Origin of the sequence: Flavobacterium sp. FlaQc-28, from assembly GCF_044007415.1 — a bacterium.
Classification (GTDB): domain Bacteria; phylum Bacteroidota; class Bacteroidia; order Flavobacteriales; family Flavobacteriaceae; genus Flavobacterium.
This window is the reverse complement of sequence record NZ_JBIPCM010000008.1, coordinates 82,185-106,179: the sequence shown is the minus strand read 5'-3', so window position 1 is coordinate 106,179 and position 23,995 is coordinate 82,185. Positions and strand designations below refer to the sequence as shown.

Below are 23,995 nucleotides of genomic sequence, written 5' to 3'. Positions count from 1 at the left end.
ATGAAAACAAAGGCAGGTGAAAATGTAAAAACATACGAAGCAAAGGGGTTTAGAGAGAAATTTTTAGGCGAGGACAATCCGATGCATGTTCTTTTCAGGTCAAACTCGGATCATTTTTTCTGTTTAAAAATGGAAGAAATGATGCGTTTGCAATATCCTGTTCCACCTTCCAAACACAGCTGTCATACTTTAATTTTTGTAAGCTCCGGCTCGCATATTATGAAGTCGGGATACGAAGAGTACCAAACGGTTTCTAATGAAATTATTGTTGTTCCTGCAGGTCAAGTTTTTTCAATAAAAAACATCAATAATGCACATAATGGCTATATCTGCCAATTTCACCCAGATATTTTAATTGGGAAATATGGCAATCGGGAAATGCTGAATGATTTTGATTTTTTGAAAATTTCCGGCAACCCTAAAGTTACTTTGACTCCAGAAGATGTCCCTGATATCGAGACCATTTTAAACCGACTTCAAAAAGAATATTCTGAAACGACAACCGCAAATTTAAATATCGTGCAATCGTATTTAATTGCTTTGTTTCATGAAATGAACAAAAATTCGATTAAAGTTTCCAAAAATATTTCGGCTGCTGAAGTTATCACAAATAAGTTCAAGGAACTAATTCACCAAAACATTAAGACACAGCATTTGGTTCACTATTACGCATCACTGCTAAATGTTACTCCAAACCATTTAAACAAATCGGTAAAAACTGTTACGGGCAAATCTGCTGCCAAATGGATTGATGAAACCATATTGCTTGAGGCTAAATATCTGCTTTTTCAAACGACACTTTCTGTAAGTGAAATCGCAATACAAGTAGGTCACGAAGATCAATCTTACTTTAGCCGTTTCTTTAAAAAACATGAAGGAATTACACCTATTCAATACCGAAAAATGATTGATAAGTCCTAATTATTGATTATTGAATCCTATTAAACACGATTACTTTTTTCAGAAATTTGCCTCTTCAAAAAATGCAAATTATGATTTATGTATTTAAAACTTCTGTAGACAGCACTTCAAAATTTGAGTCAGCTTCTGCATTGCTTCACGAATTACTGCCCGATACTTTATGGAATTTTGATCTGGAAGACTGTGATAATATTTTGAGAATTGACAGCGAACTCGACATCCCCAATTTGATTCTTAATAATGCTGTTTTTGACTGCATTGAATTAGAATAAAACTTAAATATTTATAACGCCTTCACTTACTTTATGGAATCTAAATTATACCAAAACCGAACTTTTGACACTGTCGATTACTCTGATCAAAGTTTATCGAATACTGAATTTGTAAACTGCGAATTCATCAATTGCAACTTTTCTAAAAGCGATTTAAGTCATAATGATTTTCTAGATTCTACTTTTAAAAACTGTAACCTTTCACTGGCGATTCTTAAAAATACGGGGTTAAAAAACATCAATTTCATTGGCTGTAAATTAATGGGATTGGATTTTAGCGCCAGCAACAGCTTTTTGTTTTCAATGAATTTTCAAGATTGTCTTTTAGATTATTCGACTTTCATTTACAAAAAACTAAAGAAAACTAATTTCGTTGATTGCTCAATAAAAGATGTCGATTTCTCGAATAGTGATTTGTCTTTGTCTCTTTTTAAAAACTGTGATCTAGCTAATGCCACTTTTCAGGATTGTATTTTGGAAAAAACTGATTTTAGAACGTCTAAGAATTACGCTTTTGATCCATCTGAAAATAAGATCAAAAAAACAAAAGTTTCGCATGCCGCTCTTGCTGGATTATTAGAAAAATTTGATTTAGAGATTGAATAATTTTTCGTCATTTATGCAAATATCATTGTCTAAATAAAAAAAGGGATGCGAAATAAAACCGTATCCCTTTTCTAACTAAAACTTAAATACAAACTAAGGTCTCCAACGCGGATCTCCTATCTTATTATCAATTAATGTTTGATTTTTAACTGTAAAATTCCCTGTTGCCGCACTGGTAAATTGCGGGTCTAACGTTGTGTATGTTGCAGATTTATCAACCGTTATTGCTGCTGCTCCTACTGTATACAATAAACTAGCATTAAAGTAGTTATTTGATGCAAATGTTGGCGGAGTTGTAGGCGTTCCTGTTCCGTTTTGATTTGAATAAATTGCTGTTGTTCCTGCAATTATTGTATTTTTCACCGTAGAGGTATTGGCTCCAAATCGAAGATATAAAATTCTTTTTGATGCTACGTTACTTGAAACATTATACAACGTACTGCTGTCGATTAATACATTTGACGTTAAACCTGTACCTGTTAATCCGGCATTATCGATACGAATAAATTCACGTCCGATTGAACAAGAGTCAAATGTGCTGTTTTTCACTACTACACTTGCCACATATGTATTTCTAAAATCTATCGTTTCAGCCTGCTGATTAGTACTTACGTTTTTAATTATACTATTTTCTACTGTAAACGAAGCTACTTTTGCAGCGTTAACACTTCCGTAAACTAAAGCTCTTAGATAATCATGAACATAACAACCGCTGATTAAGATATCTTCATATATTGCAGATGCTGTATTGATAGTAATAAAGCTGAAATCTCCAACTCCTGCACCATCCAACTCTAAATCAATTAATGAAAAATCAGCTGTTCCAGAGTTCAATGTAAATTTAACCTGCAGCTTTGGTTTATCAGCAGGACGTAATCCTCTTATGGTAATCGCTTTATTCACAATTATATCTCCTTTGTACACATTATAATCTCCCGGCATTAAAACTAGAATTGCCCCAGAAGCTGCTTCGGTTATTTTCGCATTTAAATCGTCTTCTGGTTTCACTAAAATTCCAGTTCCAATATCAATTCCAGTAGTAAACGTTCTAACACCTCTTTTCTTTGCTCCATTTAATAAAGTTGCTGTATAATTAGTTTCACCTGTTAAACCTGTTACTTTAGCAACTCCAGCTGCTTTTTCTGCCGGCGTAATAGCATGTGTAATATTGCCCGGCATAACAGAGATTTGTGTAACTGAACTATTAGGCGTCCATCTTAAGGTCACTTCTTTTGCTTCAATATCGGCATCAGCAACTGGAAATAAAATTTGCTCGGTCAATGTTGTCGCACTTGTAACTGTCCATTTAGAATCTGCCACTCCTGCTGAACTTACAGCTTTCACTCTAATAGAATAAACTGTTTCTCCTTCTAATGCAACTTGAACTGGCAGTTCTTTCGGCGCTACATTTACGGTTTTATAAATTGTTGTGAAGTTGACATCATCTGCACTAAATTCTACTACATAATGATCTGCATCCTCTTTTACCGTCCAGTTCAATTCGACTGTAGTTTGATTTCTAATTGTTGCTGTAAGTGCTACGGGAGAAAATGCTCTATCTGCCCCAATGTCCTGCAAGACTGCTTCATTGTAACTTTCACAGCCGGCGCTTAGTACTGCTAATAAAAACATAGTCAGCAAGCCCTTAAATATATATTTTGCTTTCATAATTATATTACTATCAATTAATTATTATTAGTTTCCAAAAACCCAGTCATTTACCAATTTCCCATTGCTTCCATCAATAAATGTCTGCCAGATTGGCCAAAATTGTCTTTTATCTGGATTTACTCCTGCTTTGTATAAAGTGGTTATTTTATTGTCCTCCAGTTTATCCCAGCTTTTTGAAGTATAACCTACCGGGGCTTGAGTTTCGCCACGATTTAAACCATAAATATCCAATGTAAATCCATCATCTTGATATTTGTAATATAATGTTTTAGGCACATCTTGATATTTACCAGTACGCGCTTTCAGATCTGCCATTTTAACTTTAGCTTCGTCTAATTTTGTTTTTAGCAAATTCCAACGGATCAATGCATATTTACGTTCCAATTCTCCTGTAAATTCTAATTTATTTTCCTCAATAATAGCATTTATCATTGCATCTTTACTTGTCAATGCATCTACATAAGCATCTACTTTTACAGCTTGATTTGCTGGAGCAAATGCTCTGCGGCGAATTTCTTTTAGGTAAACTGCAGCAGATCCTGCTCCTTCTAATTCGTTAGCAGCTTCGGCTGCAATTAAAAGTACTTCTGCATAACGCATGTAAATTTTGTTTACACCATCGTCATTTGGTGCGCTGGCAATACGTTTCATCCATTCAAAACGATATTTACCAAAATACCAAGTCTGTAAATCTGTAAGTTCTTGTTTTGATTTACCGTTTACCGCAGCACCCCATTTATAAGGAACACAAGTTACATCTCTTCTAGTATCAGCTTGATCATAGTCATAAAAAACAAATGGCAATGGTCCGTTAACTCCTCCCTTATTGGTTCCCATAGCTTGAAATTGATCAACAGCATCATGTCTAACCGCAAAAGTAAACAGCATTCTTCCTCTAGAATCAGCAAAGGGAATTTCCCAAAGAGACTCTCCTCCTGCAGTTGTATTTTCTTGATTGTATTTTCTCCACAGCCCCTCAAAAGTTGGCTCTAAACGTGCCGTTCCACTTGTAATAACCGAACGACATTCCTCTAATGCTAACTTGTACATGGCAGCTACTGAAAGTTCTGGATCATTACTTCTTCTTACTCCATCAGGATATTGCTGATAACCACTTGCCATCATAGCCAATCGAGCTCTAAATCCTTTTACAAAAGCTTTATTTACACGTTCTGTACTAGCAGTTGCAGAAGTCGCATTAGGCCATGCTACCAAAGTTGAAGCTTCTCCTAAATCAGCGATCAATTGCTTATAAATTTCATCACGACCCGTTTTAGGAATATAAATAGTGTTAGTAGAAACAGGCTCGAAACGTACAGGAACATCTCCCCAGTTTCTAACTAAATCTGCATAGTAAATAGCACGTAACGTTAATGCTTCTCCTAATAACTGCCCCATTTCAGCATTTGTAGAAGGATTACCGTAGGTACGAATTCCTCTGATACATAAATTTGCTCGCTCAATTCCTTCATACATCATTGCCCATGCATTTTTTGGCGAATTCATTTCAGTATTATCAGCCTTAGCGTCATAAACTACTAAATCAGATTTAGCGTTATCACTTGAAGATGCTAAAAGCCACTCACTATCTGTATTTAATCCTTGATAAGCCAAAAGCCTTCCTCTATAAGATTGTTCTTCTCCAAACGATACTTTTATTCCATCAACTGCTCCTTGTGCCAATCCTGGTGTAGAAAAAATAAGCTGCTCATCTAATGTTGACTGTGCAGGAGTATCAAAAAAATCATCGGCAGAATCCTGACAAGACGTCAATAAACCTGAGATAATTAAACCTGCTATTATTATTTTATGTTTCATTTTGATAAATTTTAAAATTAGAAATTAAGGTTTAAACCAAAAACCAATTGTCTGCTTCTCGGGTATGCTGAATAATCAACTCCCGGTGTTAGTGGTGTTTTTCTTTTTGTTGACACCTCAGGATCTGGACCAGAATAATTTGTAATTATAAAAACATTTGTTGCTGTAAAATAAAATCTTAATTTACTCACTCCAAGTTTAGATGTGAACGATTCTGGAGTACTGTATCCTAAAGTCAACGTATTCAATCTAAAGAAAGAACCATCTTCTACCGCCCAGTCAGTAAACATAAATTTCTGCATATAAGGAGACCACATTGTTGTATTAGCATTAAGCGCTTCTAATTGTGCAGGATCAGTAACTAATTGTCCTGAAGCAGGATCTAAGTTTGTCCATCTTACGCCATCAGCCATTTCAGTGCTTAAGTTTTTATATTGTCCATTTCTGTTTGATGTAGAAAACTCAGCTTTATTAGCGTTATAAATATCATTTCCAATTGTCCAGTTAAAAGCAGCAGAAAGATCAAAACCATAAGCATTTGCATTAATAACTAAACCTCCTGTACTTTTTGGATTAGAATTACCAATAATAGTTTGATCTGATGCTGTAACTTTATTATCAGCAGAACCATCAGTATTTTTCAACTTCATCATTCCTGGTTGTAAAGCGCCAATAACACTAGTAGCATCAGCAACACCTGATTTTAAAATGTATTTTCCTCCAACATAATCAAAATCTGAAACTTCATAACGTCCAGCACTTTGATAACCAAACATTAATCCCATTGGCGAACCTACATTTACAGCATAATCATTACCTATATCTGTTGATGCCCAATTGGTATTTACTCCAAAATTATCCATTACTCCAAGAGAGTTAATTCTATTTTTGTTAACCCCAACGTTTACAGAAAAGTTTAAGCCATAATTTTTCTTTTCAATTGCTATAAAGTTTACTGTAGCTTCAAAACCTGTATTTTGTGTTTCACCCATATTTCTGTACTGCGTTTTATACCCTGTACCTCCTACCGGAAACTCAATTAACAGATCTTTAGTTACGTTTTTGTACACATCGAAAGTACCGTTTAGGCGATTTTTGAAAAATCCGAAATCAAGACCAATATTTTGCGTAACAGTAGTTTCCCATTTCAAGTCTGGATTTGCCAAAACACTTGATGGCGCCCAATAGCTATCAAAACCATTTATATAAGAGTTTGTGTTAGATTGATAACTTTGAACTGTTTGTCCTACAGGAATATTGTTATTTCCTGCTTCACCATAACTCAGTCTTAATTTAAGAAGGCTTAACCAAGAAGCATTTTTTAAGAAATCTTCTTCAGAAATTTTCCAAGCTGCTGCTGCTGCTGGGAAATACCCCCAACGGTTGCTGTTTAAAAATCGGCTAGAACCATCTGCACGGAAAGAAGCCGTCAATAAATAACGATCTTTATAATCATAATTTAAACGTCCAAAAAACGAAAGTAACTTGTCATCAGGGCTATAAAAATTATCAACTGAAAAAGGCGTTCCTTGAGTTGTTAATTTTTTTGCTTGATCTAAATTAAAGAATTTAGGGTAGTTTAAAATTGTTGTAGTTACAGTATTTGAAGTAGTAGTAATCATTTCTTCTCCTAAAAGCGCTGTCAAATGGTGGTTTGCTCCTAAGATGTTTTTAAAGTCATAGTTTAATGTATTCGCATTTCTAAAACGAACATCTTTACGATCGCTCATCACCATTCCAGGTTTTCCTGCCCCAACTTTAGCAGTACTTGAAAAATAAGTAGAAGAACCGTAAAAACGATAATCTGTATTATTAAAATTATCTAATCCTAAATCACTTTGAAATTTTAGGTTTTGAGCAAGCTTCCAACCAAAGCTTCCTAATAAATTATAGTTTTTTCTAAACTGTTGACGGTTATTATCTGAAATCGCTAAAAATGGATTCACTAAATAACTATTAACACTTTGATCATCATTATCTGTAGTTAATCCCGGCATTGGAATTGGTGAATATCCAACACTATGACGCAAACGGCTGTCAAGAGATGAAACTTCATTTTGCTCATTAGCTCCTCCTCCATTTATTTTTGTATCAGAATAACGTACTGTAAAACCAAGATCGATTTTATCACTTGCTTTATTCTTTAATGCTAGCGATAAGTTGTTTCTTTTATAATCAGAGCCAACCATGATGGCTTTCTCATCGTAATACGCATAGTTAAAATTATAACTCAATTTTTCAGTACCTCCGCGAATTCCTAAATCACGACTGTTTACTTCGCCGCGACGACCATAAATTTGCTTTTGCCAGTCTGTTCCTTTTACTCCGTTATATAAATCGCGATCTTGCCAGTTTCCAAAATACTTAGTATAAGATGTTGGATTACTTAAAATAGTTTTATCTGTTTGACTTAGTAAAGCATATTCATACTGCCATTTCACAAAATCTTCTGTAGGCAGCACATCAATGTCATTAGCCATTGTTTTCATACCATAAAACATATTATAGCTTACTGCCATTTTTCCGTCTTTACCAGTTTTAGTAGTTACGATAATAACACCATTTGCACCTCTTGATCCATAAATTGCAGTAGAAGAAGCATCTTTCAATACGGTCATCGACTCAACATTTGAAGCCGCAATATCACTCATACTGTTTACAGGAAAACCATCAACAATTATTAAAGGCGAAGCGTCTTGTGTTAAAGATCCGCCTCCACGCACTCTAATTTTAATATCTGCATCTGGAGAACCTTCAGTTGAAACAACCTGTACACCAGCAATTCTTCCCGTTAAAGCTTCTGCAATATTAGAAACGGGTACTTTTTTCAATTCATTTCCTGAAATTGAAGCAACTGCACCAGTTAAATCAGATTTTTTTGCAGTACCGTAACCTATTACAACAACTTCATTTAAATTATTAGCATCTTCAACTAACGATACATCAACCTTAGTCTTACCTGCCGCCGAAACTTCTTTAGTTACAAATCCTATGAAAGAAAAAGTCAAAACTGCTTTCGGATTTGTCAATTTAATCTTGTAGTGTCCATCAAAATCTGTCGAAGTTCCATTCTTTGTCCCTTTTTCAAGAACATTAACTCCCGGCAGAGAAAGTCCTGCCGCATCCTTAACAGTTCCTTCTAATGTCACAGTCTGAGCATGCGCTCGATTGCCCATCAGTAAGCACAATAAGAAAACAACAGCAAAGCAACGATTTGTTCCTTTGTTTAATAAATCATTAAAATTCATGGTTGATTGTTTAAGTTATTAATTGTTTTAAAAGTGGTTTTTTGTGGTTTTTTTTTAATTTACAATTACAGCTTTTGCAAACGTTTTTTCTTTTTCTTTTAATAAAATAGGAGGTTTTATCCCTTTTATTGCTATTAAAAACCAAAGCATTTTTAACAGCTTGAAAAAATTGTAATCGATTGCACAAACATAGATATTTTTTTTATACAAAAAATTAAAATTCATAAAAATTTCATAATAAAAATTATATAAGCAAAATAAAATCGACTTTTTATACAATATATGTAATTTAATCGATGTATAAATATTAAATATATTATTGTAATTTTAGAATTCATTGCGATTTTCCAAAAAAAACAATCGATTACATGTTTACAATTTAAGATATTTTTAAGTGTGTTTTTAACATTTAAAAGACAAAAAGCACAAAACCAAACTTTATATCGCTCTCCTTTTTTTACAAAGTTTTTCTTTACAAAAAGATAACAGCAAATACTCAAGACAAACTTTTAAAACATTAAACACTTTTCGACCTCAACAAATAATATAAAGCCATAAAAAAACCCTCAGAAAATATCTAAGGGTTTAAATAAAATTTAAAAAGCAAGAAGTAATTAGATCCTTTGAAGTTTCAAGTTGTTCCTATGTGCTCTAATTAAAGTAATCGTTATAAGCATTCCCATAACAGACATTGCCACTCCTATTAAATTTGGTGAAGCATAACTATAACCGGCTGTCAAAGGCAGTCCTCCTAAAAACGCTCCTAAAGCATTCCCAATATTAAAACTTCCCTGAAGCGCAGCAGAAGCAATCATCTCAGCACCTTTGGCAGTTCGTATCATAAGCATTTGAATTGGCGCTATTACCGAAAAAGAAATACATCCTGTTAAAAATGTCAAAAACAACGACACATATTGATTTGAAGAGAAAAAGTAAACCAAAATCAAATCGATTGACATAACAAACAGTAAAGCCAATGTGGTTGGCGCTGGTGAAAATTTATCAGCCAGTTTACCGCCTGCAAAATTCCCGACTACCATTCCAAGCCCCGCCAAAATTAAAATAGACGAAACATCACCTTCAGAGAATTTAGAAACATTAATCAGCAAGGGAGCAATGTAACTAATCCAAGCAAACAACCCTCCAAAACCAATTGCTGTAATTCCAATAATCAGCCAAGCTTCGGTTTTCTTGAAAAACTCCAATTGTTTTTTCATATTAACTGTCTCTCCTTTTTCTAAACTCGGCATCCATAAATAAATGAATAAAAAAGTGAGCAGTCCAACAATTGTAATCAATACAAAAGTGTAGCGCCATAAAAAGTGATGTCCTATATAAGTTCCTATTGGAACTCCAATTAAATTAGCCAAAGTTAAACCCGAAAACATAATAGCAATTGCCTGAGCTTCTTTTCCTTTATCTGCCAAACGACTTGCTACTACGGCACCAACACCAAAAAAGGCGCCGTGTGGTAAACCAGACAAAAATCGCGAAGCAAATAAAAAGTTATATGTTGGTGCAATAATTGAAAGCGCATTAAAAACCGTTAACATTAATGCCAAGATTAAAAGCATTTTTTTTGGCGGAAAATTTCTTCCAAGGATTACTAATAATGGTGCTCCAATAACAACACCAAGTGCATATGCCGAAATAAGATACCCAGCAACTGGAATCGACACTTTCATATTTGAAGCAATATCCGGAAGCAGACCCATCATTACAAATTCAGTAATACCGATAGTTAAGCCTCCAAATGAGAGCGCAATAAGACTTTTTTTCATTTGTTTTTACAAGAAAGGAATAGATTTTCTATACCGCAAATTTAACACTATGCGTCTAAACTAAAATTGTACATTTGCGATATAAACTTGTAAATTTAAGTTATGCCAAAATTAAATCAATTCAAAACTTTGGTTATTGATGAATTTGAAGATGACAAATTTCACCTGCCTCCACACACACATACATATTACGAAATCATTTACATTAAAAAAGGGAATGGAATTCATCATCTGAACAACAATTTACTTCCTTATAAATCAGGTGATCTATTTGTAATCTCGCCAGAAGATGAACATTACTTTGACATTAAAAAAACAACTCGATTTGTTTACATTAAGTTTACCGATAATTATTTCAACTCTAATAAAAATCTTTTTTGCGATGATTTACTTCTAAATACGCCAGAGGATTTTATGCGGGATAAACTTTTAAAAGAAACTGTTTTAAAATTAGACGATCCTTGTAAAACGATTCTAAAAAACACAGTCGAAAACATTACGGCTTACAACTGCAAAATAGATGTTACGACTTCGCCCATCGTTTTTTATCAAATTCTTTCCATATTTGGTTTGATTAAAGAAACAATTAGAGGAATGAACCTGCAAATGAAATCGGCTCATATCGACAATGAACAAATAGCAACTTATATTCATCAAAATATTTACCAGCCAAAACTTGTTCAAATTAAAGTTATAGCAGCTCATTTTAATATAGCGCAAACCTATTTCAGCGCTTATTTTAAAAGAACTTTTTCTATCAGTTACAGAGATTATATTCATAATTTGAGAACTACTTTAATAGAAAAAAGAATTCACAACAATCAATTACCGATTAAACAAATTGCCTACGAATTTGGCTTTACAGATGAAAGTCATTTATCGAACTATTTCAAAAAGAGAAAAAACATGAATCCTACAGATTTTAAAAAAACCTAACATTCAAAATCTTAAATATATAGGAGCTCTTAAAAAATTTATTTAAATTTGTACTTCTAAAACAGTTGTAATTGACGAAAAAAATCCACATATTATATCTATTTTTAACTCTTGGTATCTTTTTGATGTCAGCTGAGAGTTATGCTTGTGGACGCTCTTCTGAAAAAACTTCACATGAAAAAAGCACTTCTTCAAAAAAGGAAAACCTTGACACTTGCCAGAAAGAATGCTGTAAAAAAGATCAAAGTCCTAAAAAAGATCAACATGGCTGTAACGGAAAATGTGATCACTCTGGATGCACACCAACTGCTTTATCGTTTAGTTTGATCGCTTTGAATGAATTTGAATTTGACACTAATTTGTTTAATTTCTCTACCGAGAAATCAATCTCGTTTCACAAAACCGCTGCTATTTCAGATGGTTTTACTTCTATTTGGCTCCTGCCCAAAATAAAATAATTGTATTTGCAACAGCCATAATTGGGTCTAAACCAACCTCCAATCTATGGTTTTTCATACAAAAGACGCAAATAACTTAACATCGAGACTTTAAAAAACATATTAAACTTAAAAGGAAAAATTAAAATCCTTTTTATCAAATTTAGAAAAAATGAAAAATTTCACATTTACAATAGCACTAGCAATCGCATTATTATTTTCTGTACATTTTGTGCAGGCCAATTCAATCGCAACAGAATCAACTGCAACAGAGATTGCTGATTCAAATCAATTACAATCTGTTTATGACGCTTATTTTGCAGTAAAAGATGCTTTAATAAAAAGTGATGCCAAATTAACTTCGGCGAAAGCAAAAGATTTATTAGCCGCTATTACAGAAGTTAAAATGGATAAACTAAAAAGTGACGAACATAACGTTTGGATGAAAGCGGTAAAAAAAATGACTGCTGATGCAAAAAGCATTTCTACAAGCAGTGATCTTAAAAAACAACGTGAAACTTTTAAATCGCTGACTAAAAGCACTTATGATTTAATCAAAGTTTCAAAATCTAATGAAGTTGTTTACAAACAACATTGCCCAATGGCTGATGCTGATTGGTTAAGCAAAGAAAAAGCGGTTAAAAATCCATATTATGGTTCTTCAATGCTAACTTGCGGAAACGTAGTAGAAACCATCAAATAAATATGACGCTCTACATCAAAAACATGGTGTGCGCTCGTTGTAATATGGTTGTGAAGTCTGAGCTTGAAAAACTTGGACTTCAAACTATTTCTGTAGAATTAGGCGAAGTCAAATTACAAGACGCCATTACTGAAAATCAAAAAGAAATTTTACTTAAGAATCTTCAATCTTTAGGTTTCGATTTAATCGATGATAAAAAAAGTAAAACAATAGAGAAGATTAAGAATCTTATTATTGATTTAGTTCATCACAAAAATGTAGAACTCAAAACTAATTTATCTGATTATTTAGCAGAGAATCTAAATCAGGATTATAATTCATTGAGCAATTTATTTTCAGAAATTGAAAACACCACGATTGAAAAATATTTTATCTGTCAAAAAATAGAAAAGGTAAAGGAGTTATTGATTTACAACGAACTTTCGCTAAGCGAAATTGCTGATATGTTAAACTACAGTAATGTAGCGCATTTGAGCAATCAGTTCAAGAAAGTAACAAGCTACACACCTACCAATTTTAAACAATTGAAAGATAAAAAACGCATTCATATTGAGAATTTGTAATTTTTTGAAACCGTAAAGCATGCAAAGAAACATGTTGTTTTTTTAATAAGTGAACATCTCGTTTGTCATCTTGAAAAACGGAAAATCATACAAAAAATGATACTCTTTACGTGCTTTGCGGTTAAATACTTTTTCCTAAATATTACAAATCATTCTTATAATTATACAACCCGAAATAAACCTTACTTCGGACATTTGCATTGTAATAACTAAAAAAGATAAACGATGACTCATCAATATATTACTTCAAGAATGTCAAGCAATGATTATCGTAAAAAGTCAGAAAACCTAAAACATTATTGAAGGAATTTAGACTGTTTTAGCAATGAGTTTAAGTTCGGTTTCTGTAATCGTAAAACATTTACAATTACGAAATCTTAATCTTTAAAAAATCAATATGAAACTATATACTATTATAATTATTTTTTTGATCGGCTTTAGTGCCCAAGCACAAAAAGTAGTTCGATACGATTTACACGTTCGCGACACAATTGTAAATTTCTCGGGAAAGGAAAAACGTGCACTTACTGTAAATGGAAAAATCCCAATGCCGACTTTGACTTTTACCGAAGGTGATATTGCCGAAATTTATGTGCATAATGATTTAAAAAAGGAAAACACAGCAATGCACTGGCATGGTTTGTTTTTACCAAATAAAGAAGACGGTGTTCCTTATTTAACACAAATGCCTATAAAACCAGGAACAACTCATAAATATACTTTTCCTATAATCCAGAACGGAACTTATTGGTATCACAGTCATTCAGGTTTACAGGAACAAATAGGTTTATACGGGCTTTTTATTATCAACAAAAAGAAAGACGATCCTACTTTTAGAAAAGGCATTGATGATTTGCCCACTATTCCAGTAATTTTAAGCGAATGGACTGATTTGAAACCAGAGAATGTGCAACGAATGCTGCACAATGCCAACGATTGGTTTGCTATAAAAAAAGGAACTACACAAAGTTATGCCGAAGCGATTCAAAAAGGAAAATTCTCTACAAAAGTCACCAACGAATGGAAACGTATGAATGCCATGGATGTGAGTGATGTTTATTATGAAAAGTTTTTAATTAACGGAAAAAACGAAGATCAGCTTTCGCAATTTAAAGCAGGAGATAAAGTGAGACTGCGAATTGCAAACGGAGGTGCTTCAAGTTATTTCTGGCTGACGTATGGCGGCGGGAAAATAACAGTTGTAGCCAGCGATGGTAATGATGTTGAACCTGTAGAAGTCGATCGATTGATTATTGCTGTTTCTGAAACTTATGATGTAGTTGTAACAATTCCTGAAAACAACAAATCTTTTGCTTTTTTGGCCACAGCCGAAGACAGAACTGGATCAGCTTCTTTATTTTTAGGTGAAGGGACCAAACAGCCTGTTTCACATCTTCCAAAATTGAAATATTTTGAAGGCATGCAAATGATGAATGACATGATGAAAATGAACGGCGAAATGAATGATATGGGTATGAAAATGTCACTCAACAAAATGGACATGAATGCCGTGATGTATCCTGAAATTTCTGGAGAAGAGGAATCATCTAAAAAAGATGATCATTCAAAACATGATATGGGCGACATGAAAATGTCAAGTGATACCACAGAAACTGCCGAGATCACAACTTTAAATTACGGAATGCTAAAATCGCCAACGATAACAACGTTACCAAAAGATGCGCCAGTAAAAGAATTACGTTTTGAGTTGTCTGGAAACATGAATCGCTATGTTTGGAGTTTAGACAATAAAGTAATCTCTGAAACAGATAAAATCTTAATCAAAAAAGGCGAAAACGTACGTATTATACTGTACAATGGATCAATGATGCGCCACCCAATGCACTTACACGGACACGATTTTAGAATTTTGAATGAACATGGTGATTATTCTCCGCTGAAAAATGTCATCGACATCATGCCAATGGAAACGGATACAATCGAGTTTCAAGCAAATGCTGATGGTGATTGGTTTTTTCATTGTCACATTTTGTATCATATGATGGCAGGAATGGGACGTATTTTTACTTATGAAAATTCAGCTCCAAATCCGTTGATTCACGATCCTAAAATGGCAGACAAAATGCTGAAAATGGATGATCGTATGTTTCATTTTATGGCCGAAAATGATTTTGCTTCAAATGGAAACGATGGAGAAGCTATGCTTGGTAACACAAGATGGAGCATTGGAACAGAATGGAGATTAGGTTATAATGACAAACATGGTTATGAAACCGAAACACACATTGGCCGATACATTGGAAAAATGCAATGGTTTATGCCTTTTATAGGTTTTGACTGGCGATACCGAAAAATGGGAATGGATGAACAGGAACAAAATATGTTTGGTCAAAAGAATACCAAAGACAATCGTTCGGTTTTTAGCGCTGGTATCGAATATACTTTACCAATGCTGGTAAAAGCACAGGTTGAGGTTTACACTGATGGTAATGTAAGAATACAGTTTGAGCGAAAAGATATTCCGCTTTCAAGACGCTTGCGAATGAATCTAATGTGGAATACAGACAAGGAATATATGGCAGGTTTAAAATATGTAGCGGGCAGAAATTTTGGAATCACAACGCATTATGACAGCGATATGGGAATTGGTTTTGGAATTAATTTGAATTATTAACACTAATTTTAATGCTTTTTTTCTCTCATTAACTTATTGTTGACAATTTCTAAAACTAAATCGTATTATATTTGACTTAAACATTTTTCAATCAAAAAAAGAATATTACCTAACAATTAAATTACACAAAAAATGAAAAAATTATTTACCGTTTTAGCAATCGCTTTATTTACAATTGGCGCACAGGCACAAGACACAAAACCAGCTCCAAAAAAAGAAAAAGATAAAAAAGAATCTTGTTCTAAAAAAACAGATGATAAAAAAGACAAAAAATGCTGCTCTAAAAAATAATTGCAACATTTATTAAAAGCAAAAGGCCTCAAATATTTGAGGCTTTTTTTTATGTTTTTTTTCGCCGCGAATTTCACGAATTGACACTAATTTAAAATACGCTTAAATTGGCACAAATTAATTCGTGCTAATTCATGAAATTCGCGACGAGAAAACTCTTAACCAACTTTGACAAAGTTTTAAACTTTGCCAAAAGTTCATTCACAAAGAAATCCTTTTAATCTTTGAATCTGTGTCAAAAAAACTTCAAAAACTATTTTACCGTTGCCACATTTCCTGTTCGTGTGAGAACTCCCCAACTTTGACTTTCGCCTTTTATCGCTCTTCGTAATGCTCTAAATAAAATTACATACATCAATTGTCTGTAAACAAACCGCTGCGGAATTAACCATATTAATTTGGTCAGTTTTTCTTTCTCAAAAATAAAAGCAATTACACTAACCAGCATATCAACCAACATAAATGCTATGTAGTAAATTAGTATTTTATGAAGGCTGTCTGGATCATTATAATTCCAAAATAAACTTAAAATAAGAACTAAATCTGCCAAAGGTGCAAAAATAGGCAGTACAATTTGGAAAAGCAGAATATTGGGCAAGGCAACCATTCCTAACCCTTTATACCTTGGATTAAAACACGCGTCTCTATTTTTCCAAAAAGCCTGCATAATACCATAACTCCAGCGAAAACGCTGTTTCATAAACTCCTTCAAACTTTCAGGAGCTTCTGTTACTGCTACTGCTTCAATACAATTTATAATATGATAATCGTTTCTTAAAATACGAATCGTTAAATCGCAGTCTTCTGCAAGTGTATCAGTTGTAAAACCTCCTGCTTTTTCTATTGCTTCTTTTTTAAACGCGCCAATTGCTCCGGGAACAACCGTAATTCCGTTGATTAAATCAAAAGCTCTTCTATCAAAATTTTGTGCCGTTGTATATTCAATACGCTGCCATTTCGTAAGCATTGTATTTTCATTTCCTACTTTTACATTTCCTGCAATAGCGCCAATTTCTTCATTGTTTTTTAACTGAATTCTAAATCCTTTCATTAATTGCGAAACCGCATCTGTTTTTAATTGTGTATCAGCATCAATACAAATTACATAATCATTTTGAGTCAATGCAATTCCGTAATTTAATGCCGATGCTTTTCCTCCATTAGGTTTCGTATGTACTTTTACTTTCAAATTATTAGCAAAAGCTTGATTGATCATTGCAAAAGTTTTGTCTTTAGAACCATCATCAACAAAAACAATATCAAAAAAAGGATAATCCTGACCCAATAAATTTTCGATTGTTTTTACGGCATTTATTTCTTCATTATAGGCAGGAACAATAATACTTACCTTTGGAAGCTCGCCTTCGAAGTCTTTATAAACTGGTGGATATTTGTGGTCCTTCCATTTTTTTATAAAAGCCATTACAGCCATTAACGCAATTCTTAAGAACCCCAGAAAAATGGCAACCCAAAATGTCGCTGTAATAAAATGTCCAAACCAATATCCAAAATCAAAAATAAAATTATCCAATGAGATAAACGGCCCCTTTGCTTCCGGCATAATCTCATCTTTAGTTTTACCCAGCAAATGAGAAACGGTTGTAAACTGAATATTTCTGTCTTTAAAATATTTAATGATTCGCGGCAAAGCAGCAACAGTAGCTTCTCTGTTTCCGCCGGCATCATGAAGCAAAATAATTCCTTTATCAGGATTTGCCTCATATTGCGATATTGTTCTCTTATAAATAGAATCAGCACTTACACCTTTTTCCCAATCGTTAGGATCTATGCTTTCGCCGACTGTATAATAATTTTGGGCTTTACTTAAAGCAATTGGTTTGAGTTCAGCTTCTGTGGTAGGCTCAGCATCTGCATTATAAGGCGCTCTAAAAAGAACCGTACTTCTTCCGGTAACTGCTTCGATTAATAATCGTGTTGTTTCCATTTCTTTTGCCGCCCTTTCCGGGCTTACCAAAGCAATATTGGGATGTGTAAAAGTATGATTCCCTATTTCGTGACCCTCTTTGTAAATTCTTTGCAGTAACGGAATATTGTTTTCTCCTTGAATACCAATGACAAAAAAAACGGCTGGTACTTTTTCTCTCTTTAAAATATCTAAAATCTCTGGTGTATAAATAGGATCAGGTCCGTCATCAAAAGTTAAAATAACTTGTTTGTTTACGTTTCCAAATTTGCTGATTACGTATTTAGTTGGTAATTCTACATATCTCTGTTCTGTAATGATTGTTTCTTCTTTATTGATTTCCAATTCAATTTTTCCTGGTGCAGGATCAGCAATAACATTTAATATTTCTCCATCGCCAATATAAGCAGGACTTTCTATTCGTGTATTGACACGTTTCATCATTTTAAAATCGAAAGGCTTTTTCTTGAGACTCTCATTCGTTAAACTTCGCTGATAGTAAGTCCACAAACGTTGATCTTCACTTCCTAAACGCCATAAAGCAGTTCCTGCCAAACCGTATTCATCACTAAACCTGATCGTGTTAAAATTGGTTGCTGCATCTTCAAAATCTACTTCATGTTTTTTTCCATTGCTGTCTGTATACTTAAAAGAGTTATTGTAGCTGTTATTATCAAACTTTATTGTCGCATTATATTGTTTCGCAACAGCAATTGCTTGATCGTAGGTAATGGTTTCACCTTCTTGTTTTTCCTGCCAATCGTAGCCGTAACCAGCAAAACAGAGAATAATTTTGTCTGACGGAATTTCTTTGGCTGTTTTGTCTACAATTCTTTCTATCCATTTTTGACTGCTTATTTCTCCAGGAATACTGCCGGCATAATGCTCATCATAAGCCATAAGAAACATATAATCATTGTATTTTGACAATGATTTTATATTAAAATCCTCATCGTTTGCCATAATGTCCTGCGTAACTAAATAGCCCAACGGATGCAGTTTTTCATATAATGATTTTTGAAAAGCAATTATGGGCTCATCTGCATTTTCCTTAAATTCTTCAAAATCGATATTTATTCCTTGCAAATCATATTTTTTCAAGGCCTTTACGATGTCATTAATAAGTCTTTCTCTTTTGTTTGTATCATGAAGAATGCGATGAATAAGATCCCCGTCAAATTCACCTTCACCTAAAGATTCATTTATATTATTAATTAGAGGAAGAATTTTAACCTTCCCTTTTTTCATTACTTTTAATGCTGCTGTATCAATTTCTGTTCGCAATAAATCTGTTTTAGGATCAATAAAAAACCATTCAGGAATGACCATATTGAGTTTGTCAATATTTTTTTGGAGTGAAAATAAACTTTGCGGATCCCAGTCTACATAAAAAGCGGCCCTAACTTCTGAAGCTGTTTTTGCAACAGCAAGCTGTTTTTTTAATTTATCTATTTTGCTTTTTGCTCTTAAAAAATAATCAAAACCTTTAAATTTTTTAAGCTCTTTATCTGTCAGATTTTTGGGTGTAACAGGATTTTCTAAACTATGTCCTGCTCGACTACTATTGGCTAAAAGTGGTAGTGGCGGCTTTAGCCCTCTTTTTAAAGTGATAAAAAAGATGGGAACCATTAAAATAAGAATAAACAAAATAAGTCGACTTGACCATTGAAAAGTTTTCCAGCGTTTTTGAGTAACAGTCTGAAATACTTGCTTTTTACCATCCATATACTTTTCCTTTTAAGTAAATGCTATTAAAAAAATCTGAAGTTTTTAAAACTTTCAACAACATTAATAAAAATCAATTCTTTTTCACAAAAGAAGTATTTATCCTACAAATGTAGTTTTTTAAACTATAAAATTAGTGTTACTAAATGAAGATTGTATTAATAATCTAATTTTATAAACAGCAGCAATCTCGAATAAAATTACAAAAGAAAAGTTTACAAAAACAAAACTAAACAATTAAAAAACAGGTATTTACAAAATACAAAGCAAAAAAAAAGACCTGTTTAGAACAGGTCATATATAAGTATATTATATCGCTATTTTATTTAAGTCGAACACTCCATTCAAAATCCATTTCTGAAACCTGCACTCCATCTTCATTTGTTCCTATAGATTTCATCCAGAACGTTTGACCATCGCCTGTTGCAATAGTTCTTTGAATTGCATCGGCAATTAAGTGCCCGTCATTACAAACAAAAGTAATTCGTCCCGTTGCTTTTTTGGTGAAGTTTCCTTTATTATTAGCAACAAGCATTGAGATTTTTTTACCGCTTTCTTGTATCTGCGAGATAACCAAAGCTCCTGTCGTTAATTCGGCTGCCATTGCTTGAACCGCAAAATACATTGAATTGAAAGGATTCTGATTTATCCAACGGTGTTTAACACTTACTATACACCTGTCCTTGTCGATTGCCTTTACACGTACACCACAAATGAATGCAGATGGCAATTTGAATAATACAAATTTGTTGAGTTTGGAAACTGATACAGCCATAGAATTTATTTTTTTTGTAAAAATACAAAAAAACTATGCGCGCACAATAAATTGCTTTTACTTTCCTAAATCGGCAGTAAAAACAGGGCTTACAAATGGTTTTCAGTCTTTTATAGGCATTTTTAAAAACTAAAACTTGTTAAAATTTTGTTAATATTTGGTACTATGCAAAACAAGATACTGTCTTTTAGCTATATATTTGTATAAGAAATTACTATATACTTTTAATCATGGAAACAACACCACCACTCATCATGGAAACAACATCAGAAAAGAACACTGCAACGTTCACACATTTAAGTACGTTAACTCAGTACATTATTCCGTTTGGAAATTACATTTTTCCAATATTAATCTGGACGAGTTACAAAGACAAATCAGAATTTGTAAATCACCACGGAAAACAAACATTGAATTTTCAATTGAGTTTATTGCTTTATACTTTAGTTTTAGCATTAATTGCAATTCCAATTTTCTTTGCCGTTATACTGCAGAACATTCCCATGCAAGCTGTTTTTAATGACGAAAATTTTGTCATCAGAAATTTCAATTTTGAAGGGAACATTGGATTAATCAGTATTGGTTTAACAGCAGTTTTACTTTTTGGAGTTTTAAAATTTGTTGAATTCTTTTTAGTGATTTATGCTTCAATAAAAGCTTCAAACGGAGAATTATATAAATATCCGCTCACGATTTCTTTTATAAAGTAATCAACGAATTAAAAGTTATAGTCGAAACTTTACAAGCAATCAACAAGAATGGTTTCGAATTCAATCATCAATCAATCATCATCAATCAAAAAACGAATTGTTCAATCTAAAAAAAACAAAATGAAATTATGAACATTGAAAACACAAAAGCCCAGATGCGCAAAGGTGTTCTTGAGTTTTGCATCTTATCAGTATTAAAAGAAAAAGACGCATATACATCTGAAATATTAGACACTTTAAAAAACGCAAAATTACTAGTTGTTGAAGGAACTGTATATCCACTTTTAACTAGGCTGAAAAATGACGGTTTACTAAATTATCGCTGGGAAGAATCGACCTCAGGGCCGCCACGAAAATATTATGGATTAACCGAGATAGGACAAACATTTTTAAACGAACTTAGCGGCACCTGGACAGAATTATCTGATGCTGTAAATCTAATCACCAATCAAAATCAATAAGTCATGAACAAAACAGTAAATATTAACTTAGGCGGTATGTTTTTTCACATCGATGAAGATGCATATTTAAAATTGACACGCTATTTTGACGCTATAAAAAGATCTCTTAATAACTCGTCTGGTCAAGATGAAATAATCAAAGACATCGAAATGCGCGTTTCTGAATTATTAACAGAAAAACAAAAAAGCGAAAAACATGTTGTAGGACTAAAAGATGTTGACGAAGTGATTACGGTAATGGGACAACCTGAGGACTACATCATTGAAGACGAAGAAAAATCATCTCAATCTTTTAATAATTACGGTGCAAGAAAACACAAAAAATTATACCGTGATAAAGAAAAAGGTATGATTGGCGGTGTAGCAACTGGATTAGGGCATTATTTTGGAATTGATGCTGTATGGATCAAAATCTTATTCTTAGTATTTGTTTTTGCAGGTTTTGGAACTGGAATTCTAGCGTACTTCGTACTTTGGATTGTAACTCCTGAAGCGGTTACAACTTCAGAAAAATTGGAGATGACTGGTGAGCCGGTAACCATTTCAAACATCGAAAAAAAAGTACGTGAAGAAATTGATTCATTATCTGATAAATTTAAAAATGCAGATTATGACAAAATGGGAAACCAAGTAAAGTCGGGAGCTGAGAGAATAAGTAGTTCATTTGGAGACTTTATCATGACCATCTTTAAAATCTTCGCTAAGTTTTTAGGCGTAATTTTAATCATGTCTGGAATTAGTGTTTTGATTATGTTATTGATTGGAGTTTTTACTCTTGGAACTAATGTTTTTGTTGACTTTCCTTGGCAAAACTTCGTTGACGCTGGAAACTTTACAGATTATCCTATATGGTCATTTGGTTTGTTAATGTTCTTTGCTGTTGGTATTCCGTTTTTCTTTTTAACTTTATTAGGATTCAAACTATTGTCTCCAAATTTAAAATCAATCGGAAACATCACAAAATACACTTTGCTGGCAATTTGGATTATTGCTGTCGCAATCGCAATCAGCATTGGAATTAAACAAGCTACTGAAATATCATACGACAATAAAACCGTAGAGAAAAAAGCACTTAACATTAGTACAAAAGATACTTTATTTGTAAAATTCAGATACAACGATTATTATGCAAAAGATCTGAATCACCGCAGCGAATTTGAATTTGTACAAGATTCAGCAAACAATCAGTTAATCTATTCTAATGATGTTCGTTTACATGTTTTACACACTGATGAAGCTGCTCCTTATATTCAAATAGAAAAAAGCGCAAGAGGCAATTCATTTATAGCGGCAAAACAAAGAGCAGAAAAAATTGATTATAAATTTCAAGTTAAAGGAAATTCTTTAATTTTGGATAACTATTTTCTTACAGATGTAAAAAACAAATTTAGAGGCCAAGAAGTTGACGTATACTTATACTTACCAGAAGGGCAGTTATTTAAACCAGACGCATCTGTACAAGATTATGATGATTCTGAAGATGATTTTTTCAATCTTCATTTTAGCGGAAACTACAACTACAAAGTTGAAGGATCAAAAATTAAATGTTTAAACTGCCCGGCTGATGAAAATGAATATGACGATGTAGAGGAAGTTAACCAAATTGATAATGATACAGTAAAAGAAGTTTCTATTAAAATAAATGGAAAAGAAGTTCTTAACGGAAAAAAAACTAACGGAAAGCTAACCACTGATAAAAACGGAGTTGTAATTAAAATTAACTAAGCCATGATCAAAATAATCATTCATATTACAAAATTTATTGTTGCGACTATTACCGCATTATTGTTTGCCTCATGTAATTTTAACGTGAAAACAATTGAAGGAAGCGGAAACGTAACCACCGAGAAAAGAATTGTTCAAGGAGATTTTCAGAACGTAAAAGTCAGCAATGCTATTGACTTGGTAATTGAACAATCTGATGCTACAGAAATTATAGTAGAAGCCGATGATAATTTACAGAAAGAAATCATCACAAAGGTTGAGAACGGAACTTTAGTTATTCACTGCAAATTCAATTCTTTCCGAGACATTACTATGAAAAAGGTGACTGTAAAAATGCCTGTTATTAATAAATTAGAGGCTTCCAGCGCATCATCTGTACAAGGTAAAAATATCATTCAGGGAGAAAACATAGAGCTTGAAACTTCAAGTGCTGCAAACATGAATCTTAATATAGAATCAGATAATATCATTATAAATTGCAGCAGCGGAAGTGATGTTAAGATAGAAGGAAAAGCATTGCGAGTTCAAACAAAAGCTTCGAGCGGTTCAAGCATTGACGCAAAGAAATTACTTGCAAACGAGGTTCAGGCAAAAGCTTCAAGCGGCGGAAGCATAGCTGTACACCCAATCGTGAGTTTAAAAGCAGACGCATCGAGCGGAGGTGATATTGATTATGACATTGCACCTAAAACAATCGAAAAAAATGTAAGCTCAGGCGGAAGTGTAAGCCAGCGTTAAGCTGCCCTTAACTGTTAAATATAAAAGAAATCATTCATCGAAAGTGGATGATTTT

The 23,995-nt window shown here is 33.2% G+C and carries 19 protein-coding genes; 13 read left to right on the top strand and 6 right to left on the bottom strand.

Going from position 1 to position 23,995, the window contains the following annotated elements; genetic code table 11:
- The 3 genes from ACHRVL_RS18560 (at position 1) to ACHRVL_RS18550 (ending at position 1,799) form a co-directional block, all read left to right on the top strand.
- On the top strand, positions 1 to 921 hold the full coding sequence (locus tag ACHRVL_RS18560) for a helix-turn-helix domain-containing protein (protein ID WP_395414877.1): 921 nt from the start codon (positions 1 to 3) through the stop codon (positions 919 to 921).
- Positions 922 to 992: 71 nt separating this feature from the next.
- On the top strand, positions 993 to 1,193 hold the full coding sequence (locus ACHRVL_RS18555; RefSeq protein WP_164975030.1) for a hypothetical protein: 201 nt from the start codon (positions 993 to 995) through the stop codon (positions 1,191 to 1,193).
- Positions 1,194 to 1,226: 33 nt separating this feature from the next.
- Complete coding sequence (locus ACHRVL_RS18550; RefSeq protein WP_395414876.1) at positions 1,227 to 1,799, top strand: pentapeptide repeat-containing protein; 573 nt, start codon at positions 1,227 to 1,229, stop codon at positions 1,797 to 1,799.
- Positions 1,800 to 1,892: 93 nt separating this feature from the next.
- On the opposite strand, the gene ACHRVL_RS18545 is transcribed toward ACHRVL_RS18550, so the two are convergent.
- The 4 genes from ACHRVL_RS18545 to ACHRVL_RS18530 all read right to left on the bottom strand — a co-directional run bounded on the left by ACHRVL_RS18545 (position 1,893) and on the right by ACHRVL_RS18530 (position 10,317).
- Positions 1,893 to 3,467 (bottom strand): DUF5123 domain-containing protein, encoded by a 1,575-nt coding sequence (locus tag ACHRVL_RS18545; RefSeq protein ID WP_395414875.1) that lies wholly within the window; start codon positions 3,465 to 3,467, stop codon positions 1,893 to 1,895.
- A gap of 27 nt (positions 3,468 to 3,494) precedes the next feature.
- Positions 3,495 to 5,288 carry a RagB/SusD family nutrient uptake outer membrane protein gene (locus ACHRVL_RS18540; protein WP_395414874.1) on the bottom strand — a complete coding sequence of 598 codons (1,794 nt, stop codon included), beginning with the start codon at positions 5,286 to 5,288 and terminating at the stop codon, positions 3,495 to 3,497.
- A gap of 17 nt (positions 5,289 to 5,305) precedes the next feature.
- The gene (locus tag ACHRVL_RS18535) at positions 5,306 to 8,536 is read right to left on the bottom strand and encodes a SusC/RagA family TonB-linked outer membrane protein (RefSeq protein ID WP_395414873.1); all 3,231 of its coding nucleotides are present in this window, start codon (positions 8,534 to 8,536) and stop codon (positions 5,306 to 5,308) included.
- 614 nt (positions 8,537 to 9,150) lie between these two features.
- Positions 9,151 to 10,317, bottom strand: a complete 1,167-nt coding sequence (locus ACHRVL_RS18530; protein WP_395414872.1) for an MFS transporter — start codon at positions 10,315 to 10,317, stop codon at positions 9,151 to 9,153.
- A gap of 102 nt (positions 10,318 to 10,419) precedes the next feature.
- On the opposite strand from ACHRVL_RS18530, the gene ACHRVL_RS18525 reads away from it, so the two are divergent.
- The 6 genes from ACHRVL_RS18525 (at position 10,420) to ACHRVL_RS18500 (ending at position 15,882) form a co-directional block, all read left to right on the top strand.
- Entirely contained in the window at positions 10,420 to 11,253 is an 834-nt protein-coding gene (locus tag ACHRVL_RS18525) for an AraC family transcriptional regulator (protein ID WP_395414871.1), read from the top strand.
- Between the two features lie 71 nt (positions 11,254 to 11,324).
- Positions 11,325 to 11,711, top strand: coding sequence for a hypothetical protein (locus ACHRVL_RS18520; protein WP_395414870.1), 387 nt, complete (start codon positions 11,325 to 11,327; stop codon positions 11,709 to 11,711).
- Positions 11,712 to 11,862: 151 nt separating this feature from the next.
- The gene (locus ACHRVL_RS18515; RefSeq protein WP_395414869.1) at positions 11,863 to 12,393 is read left to right on the top strand and encodes a DUF3347 domain-containing protein; all 531 of its coding nucleotides are present in this window, start codon (positions 11,863 to 11,865) and stop codon (positions 12,391 to 12,393) included.
- A 2-nt stretch (positions 12,394 to 12,395) separates the two neighbouring features.
- Positions 12,396 to 12,956 (top strand): helix-turn-helix domain-containing protein, encoded by a 561-nt coding sequence (locus ACHRVL_RS18510; protein ID WP_395414868.1) that lies wholly within the window; start codon positions 12,396 to 12,398, stop codon positions 12,954 to 12,956.
- A 397-nt stretch (positions 12,957 to 13,353) separates the two neighbouring features.
- Positions 13,354 to 15,591, top strand: coding sequence for a multicopper oxidase family protein (locus ACHRVL_RS18505; RefSeq protein ID WP_395414867.1), 2,238 nt, complete (start codon positions 13,354 to 13,356; stop codon positions 15,589 to 15,591).
- A 132-nt stretch (positions 15,592 to 15,723) separates the two neighbouring features.
- Complete coding sequence (locus tag ACHRVL_RS18500) at positions 15,724 to 15,882, top strand: hypothetical protein (protein WP_395414866.1); 159 nt, start codon at positions 15,724 to 15,726, stop codon at positions 15,880 to 15,882.
- Positions 15,883 to 16,135: 253 nt separating this feature from the next.
- Here ACHRVL_RS18500 and ACHRVL_RS18495 read toward each other — a convergent pair whose 3' ends face one another.
- Together ACHRVL_RS18495 and ACHRVL_RS18490 are read right to left on the bottom strand one after the other, a co-directional pair.
- A complete protein-coding gene (locus ACHRVL_RS18495; RefSeq protein ID WP_395414865.1) occupies positions 16,136 to 19,531 on the bottom strand; it encodes a polysaccharide deacetylase family protein in 3,396 nt (1,131 codons plus the stop codon).
- Between the two features lie 322 nt (positions 19,532 to 19,853).
- Positions 19,854 to 20,306, bottom strand: coding sequence for a DUF4442 domain-containing protein (locus ACHRVL_RS18490; RefSeq protein ID WP_129024411.1), 453 nt, complete (start codon positions 20,304 to 20,306; stop codon positions 19,854 to 19,856).
- Between the two features lie 230 nt (positions 20,307 to 20,536).
- On the opposite strand from ACHRVL_RS18490, the gene ACHRVL_RS18485 reads away from it, so the two are divergent.
- The 4 genes from ACHRVL_RS18485 (at position 20,537) to ACHRVL_RS18470 (ending at position 23,940) form a co-directional block, all read left to right on the top strand.
- Positions 20,537 to 21,016, top strand: coding sequence for a DUF4870 domain-containing protein (locus ACHRVL_RS18485; protein WP_395414864.1), 480 nt, complete (start codon positions 20,537 to 20,539; stop codon positions 21,014 to 21,016).
- 128 nt (positions 21,017 to 21,144) lie between these two features.
- Entirely contained in the window at positions 21,145 to 21,477 is a 333-nt protein-coding gene (locus ACHRVL_RS18480) for a PadR family transcriptional regulator (protein WP_008464689.1), read from the top strand.
- A 3-nt stretch (positions 21,478 to 21,480) separates the two neighbouring features.
- Positions 21,481 to 23,202 carry a PspC domain-containing protein gene (locus tag ACHRVL_RS18475; RefSeq protein ID WP_395414863.1) on the top strand — a complete coding sequence of 574 codons (1,722 nt, stop codon included), beginning with the start codon at positions 21,481 to 21,483 and terminating at the stop codon, positions 23,200 to 23,202.
- 3 nt (positions 23,203 to 23,205) lie between these two features.
- The gene (locus tag ACHRVL_RS18470; protein ID WP_395414862.1) at positions 23,206 to 23,940 is read left to right on the top strand and encodes a head GIN domain-containing protein; all 735 of its coding nucleotides are present in this window, start codon (positions 23,206 to 23,208) and stop codon (positions 23,938 to 23,940) included.
- The last annotated feature ends 55 nt before the right edge of the window (positions 23,941 to 23,995 follow it).

Excerpts from the sequence above, each read along its gene's own strand:
- ACHRVL_RS18530 (WP_395414872.1), bottom strand. The coding sequence starts at position 10,317 with ATGAAAAAAAGTCTTATTGCGCTCTCATTTGGAGGCTTAACTATCGGT.
- ACHRVL_RS18525 (WP_395414871.1), top strand. The coding sequence starts at position 10,420 with ATGCCAAAATTAAATCAATTCAAAACTTTGGTTATTGATGAATTTGAA.
- ACHRVL_RS18560 (WP_395414877.1), top strand. The coding sequence starts at position 1 with ATGAAAACAAAGGCAGGTGAAAATGTAAAAACATACGAAGCAAAGGGG.
- ACHRVL_RS18475 (WP_395414863.1), top strand. The coding sequence starts at position 21,481 with ATGAACAAAACAGTAAATATTAACTTAGGCGGTATGTTTTTTCACATC.
- ACHRVL_RS18510 (WP_395414868.1), top strand. The coding sequence starts at position 12,396 with ATGACGCTCTACATCAAAAACATGGTGTGCGCTCGTTGTAATATGGTT.
- ACHRVL_RS18550 (WP_395414876.1), top strand. The coding sequence starts at position 1,227 with ATGGAATCTAAATTATACCAAAACCGAACTTTTGACACTGTCGATTAC.
- ACHRVL_RS18535 (WP_395414873.1), bottom strand. The coding sequence starts at position 8,536 with ATGAATTTTAATGATTTATTAAACAAAGGAACAAATCGTTGCTTTGCT.
- ACHRVL_RS18545 (WP_395414875.1), bottom strand. The coding sequence starts at position 3,467 with ATGAAAGCAAAATATATATTTAAGGGCTTGCTGACTATGTTTTTATTA.
- ACHRVL_RS18480 (WP_008464689.1), top strand. The coding sequence starts at position 21,145 with ATGAACATTGAAAACACAAAAGCCCAGATGCGCAAAGGTGTTCTTGAG.
- ACHRVL_RS18495 (WP_395414865.1), bottom strand. The coding sequence starts at position 19,531 with ATGGATGGTAAAAAGCAAGTATTTCAGACTGTTACTCAAAAACGCTGG.
- ACHRVL_RS18485 (WP_395414864.1), top strand. The coding sequence starts at position 20,537 with ATGGAAACAACACCACCACTCATCATGGAAACAACATCAGAAAAGAAC.
- ACHRVL_RS18540 (WP_395414874.1), bottom strand. The coding sequence starts at position 5,288 with ATGAAACATAAAATAATAATAGCAGGTTTAATTATCTCAGGTTTATTG.
- ACHRVL_RS18555 (WP_164975030.1), top strand. The coding sequence starts at position 993 with ATGATTTATGTATTTAAAACTTCTGTAGACAGCACTTCAAAATTTGAG.
- ACHRVL_RS18500 (WP_395414866.1), top strand. The coding sequence starts at position 15,724 with ATGAAAAAATTATTTACCGTTTTAGCAATCGCTTTATTTACAATTGGC.
- ACHRVL_RS18470 (WP_395414862.1), top strand. The coding sequence starts at position 23,206 with ATGATCAAAATAATCATTCATATTACAAAATTTATTGTTGCGACTATT.
- ACHRVL_RS18505 (WP_395414867.1), top strand. The coding sequence starts at position 13,354 with ATGAAACTATATACTATTATAATTATTTTTTTGATCGGCTTTAGTGCC.
- ACHRVL_RS18490 (WP_129024411.1), bottom strand. The coding sequence starts at position 20,306 with ATGGCTGTATCAGTTTCCAAACTCAACAAATTTGTATTATTCAAATTG.
- ACHRVL_RS18515 (WP_395414869.1), top strand. The coding sequence starts at position 11,863 with ATGAAAAATTTCACATTTACAATAGCACTAGCAATCGCATTATTATTT.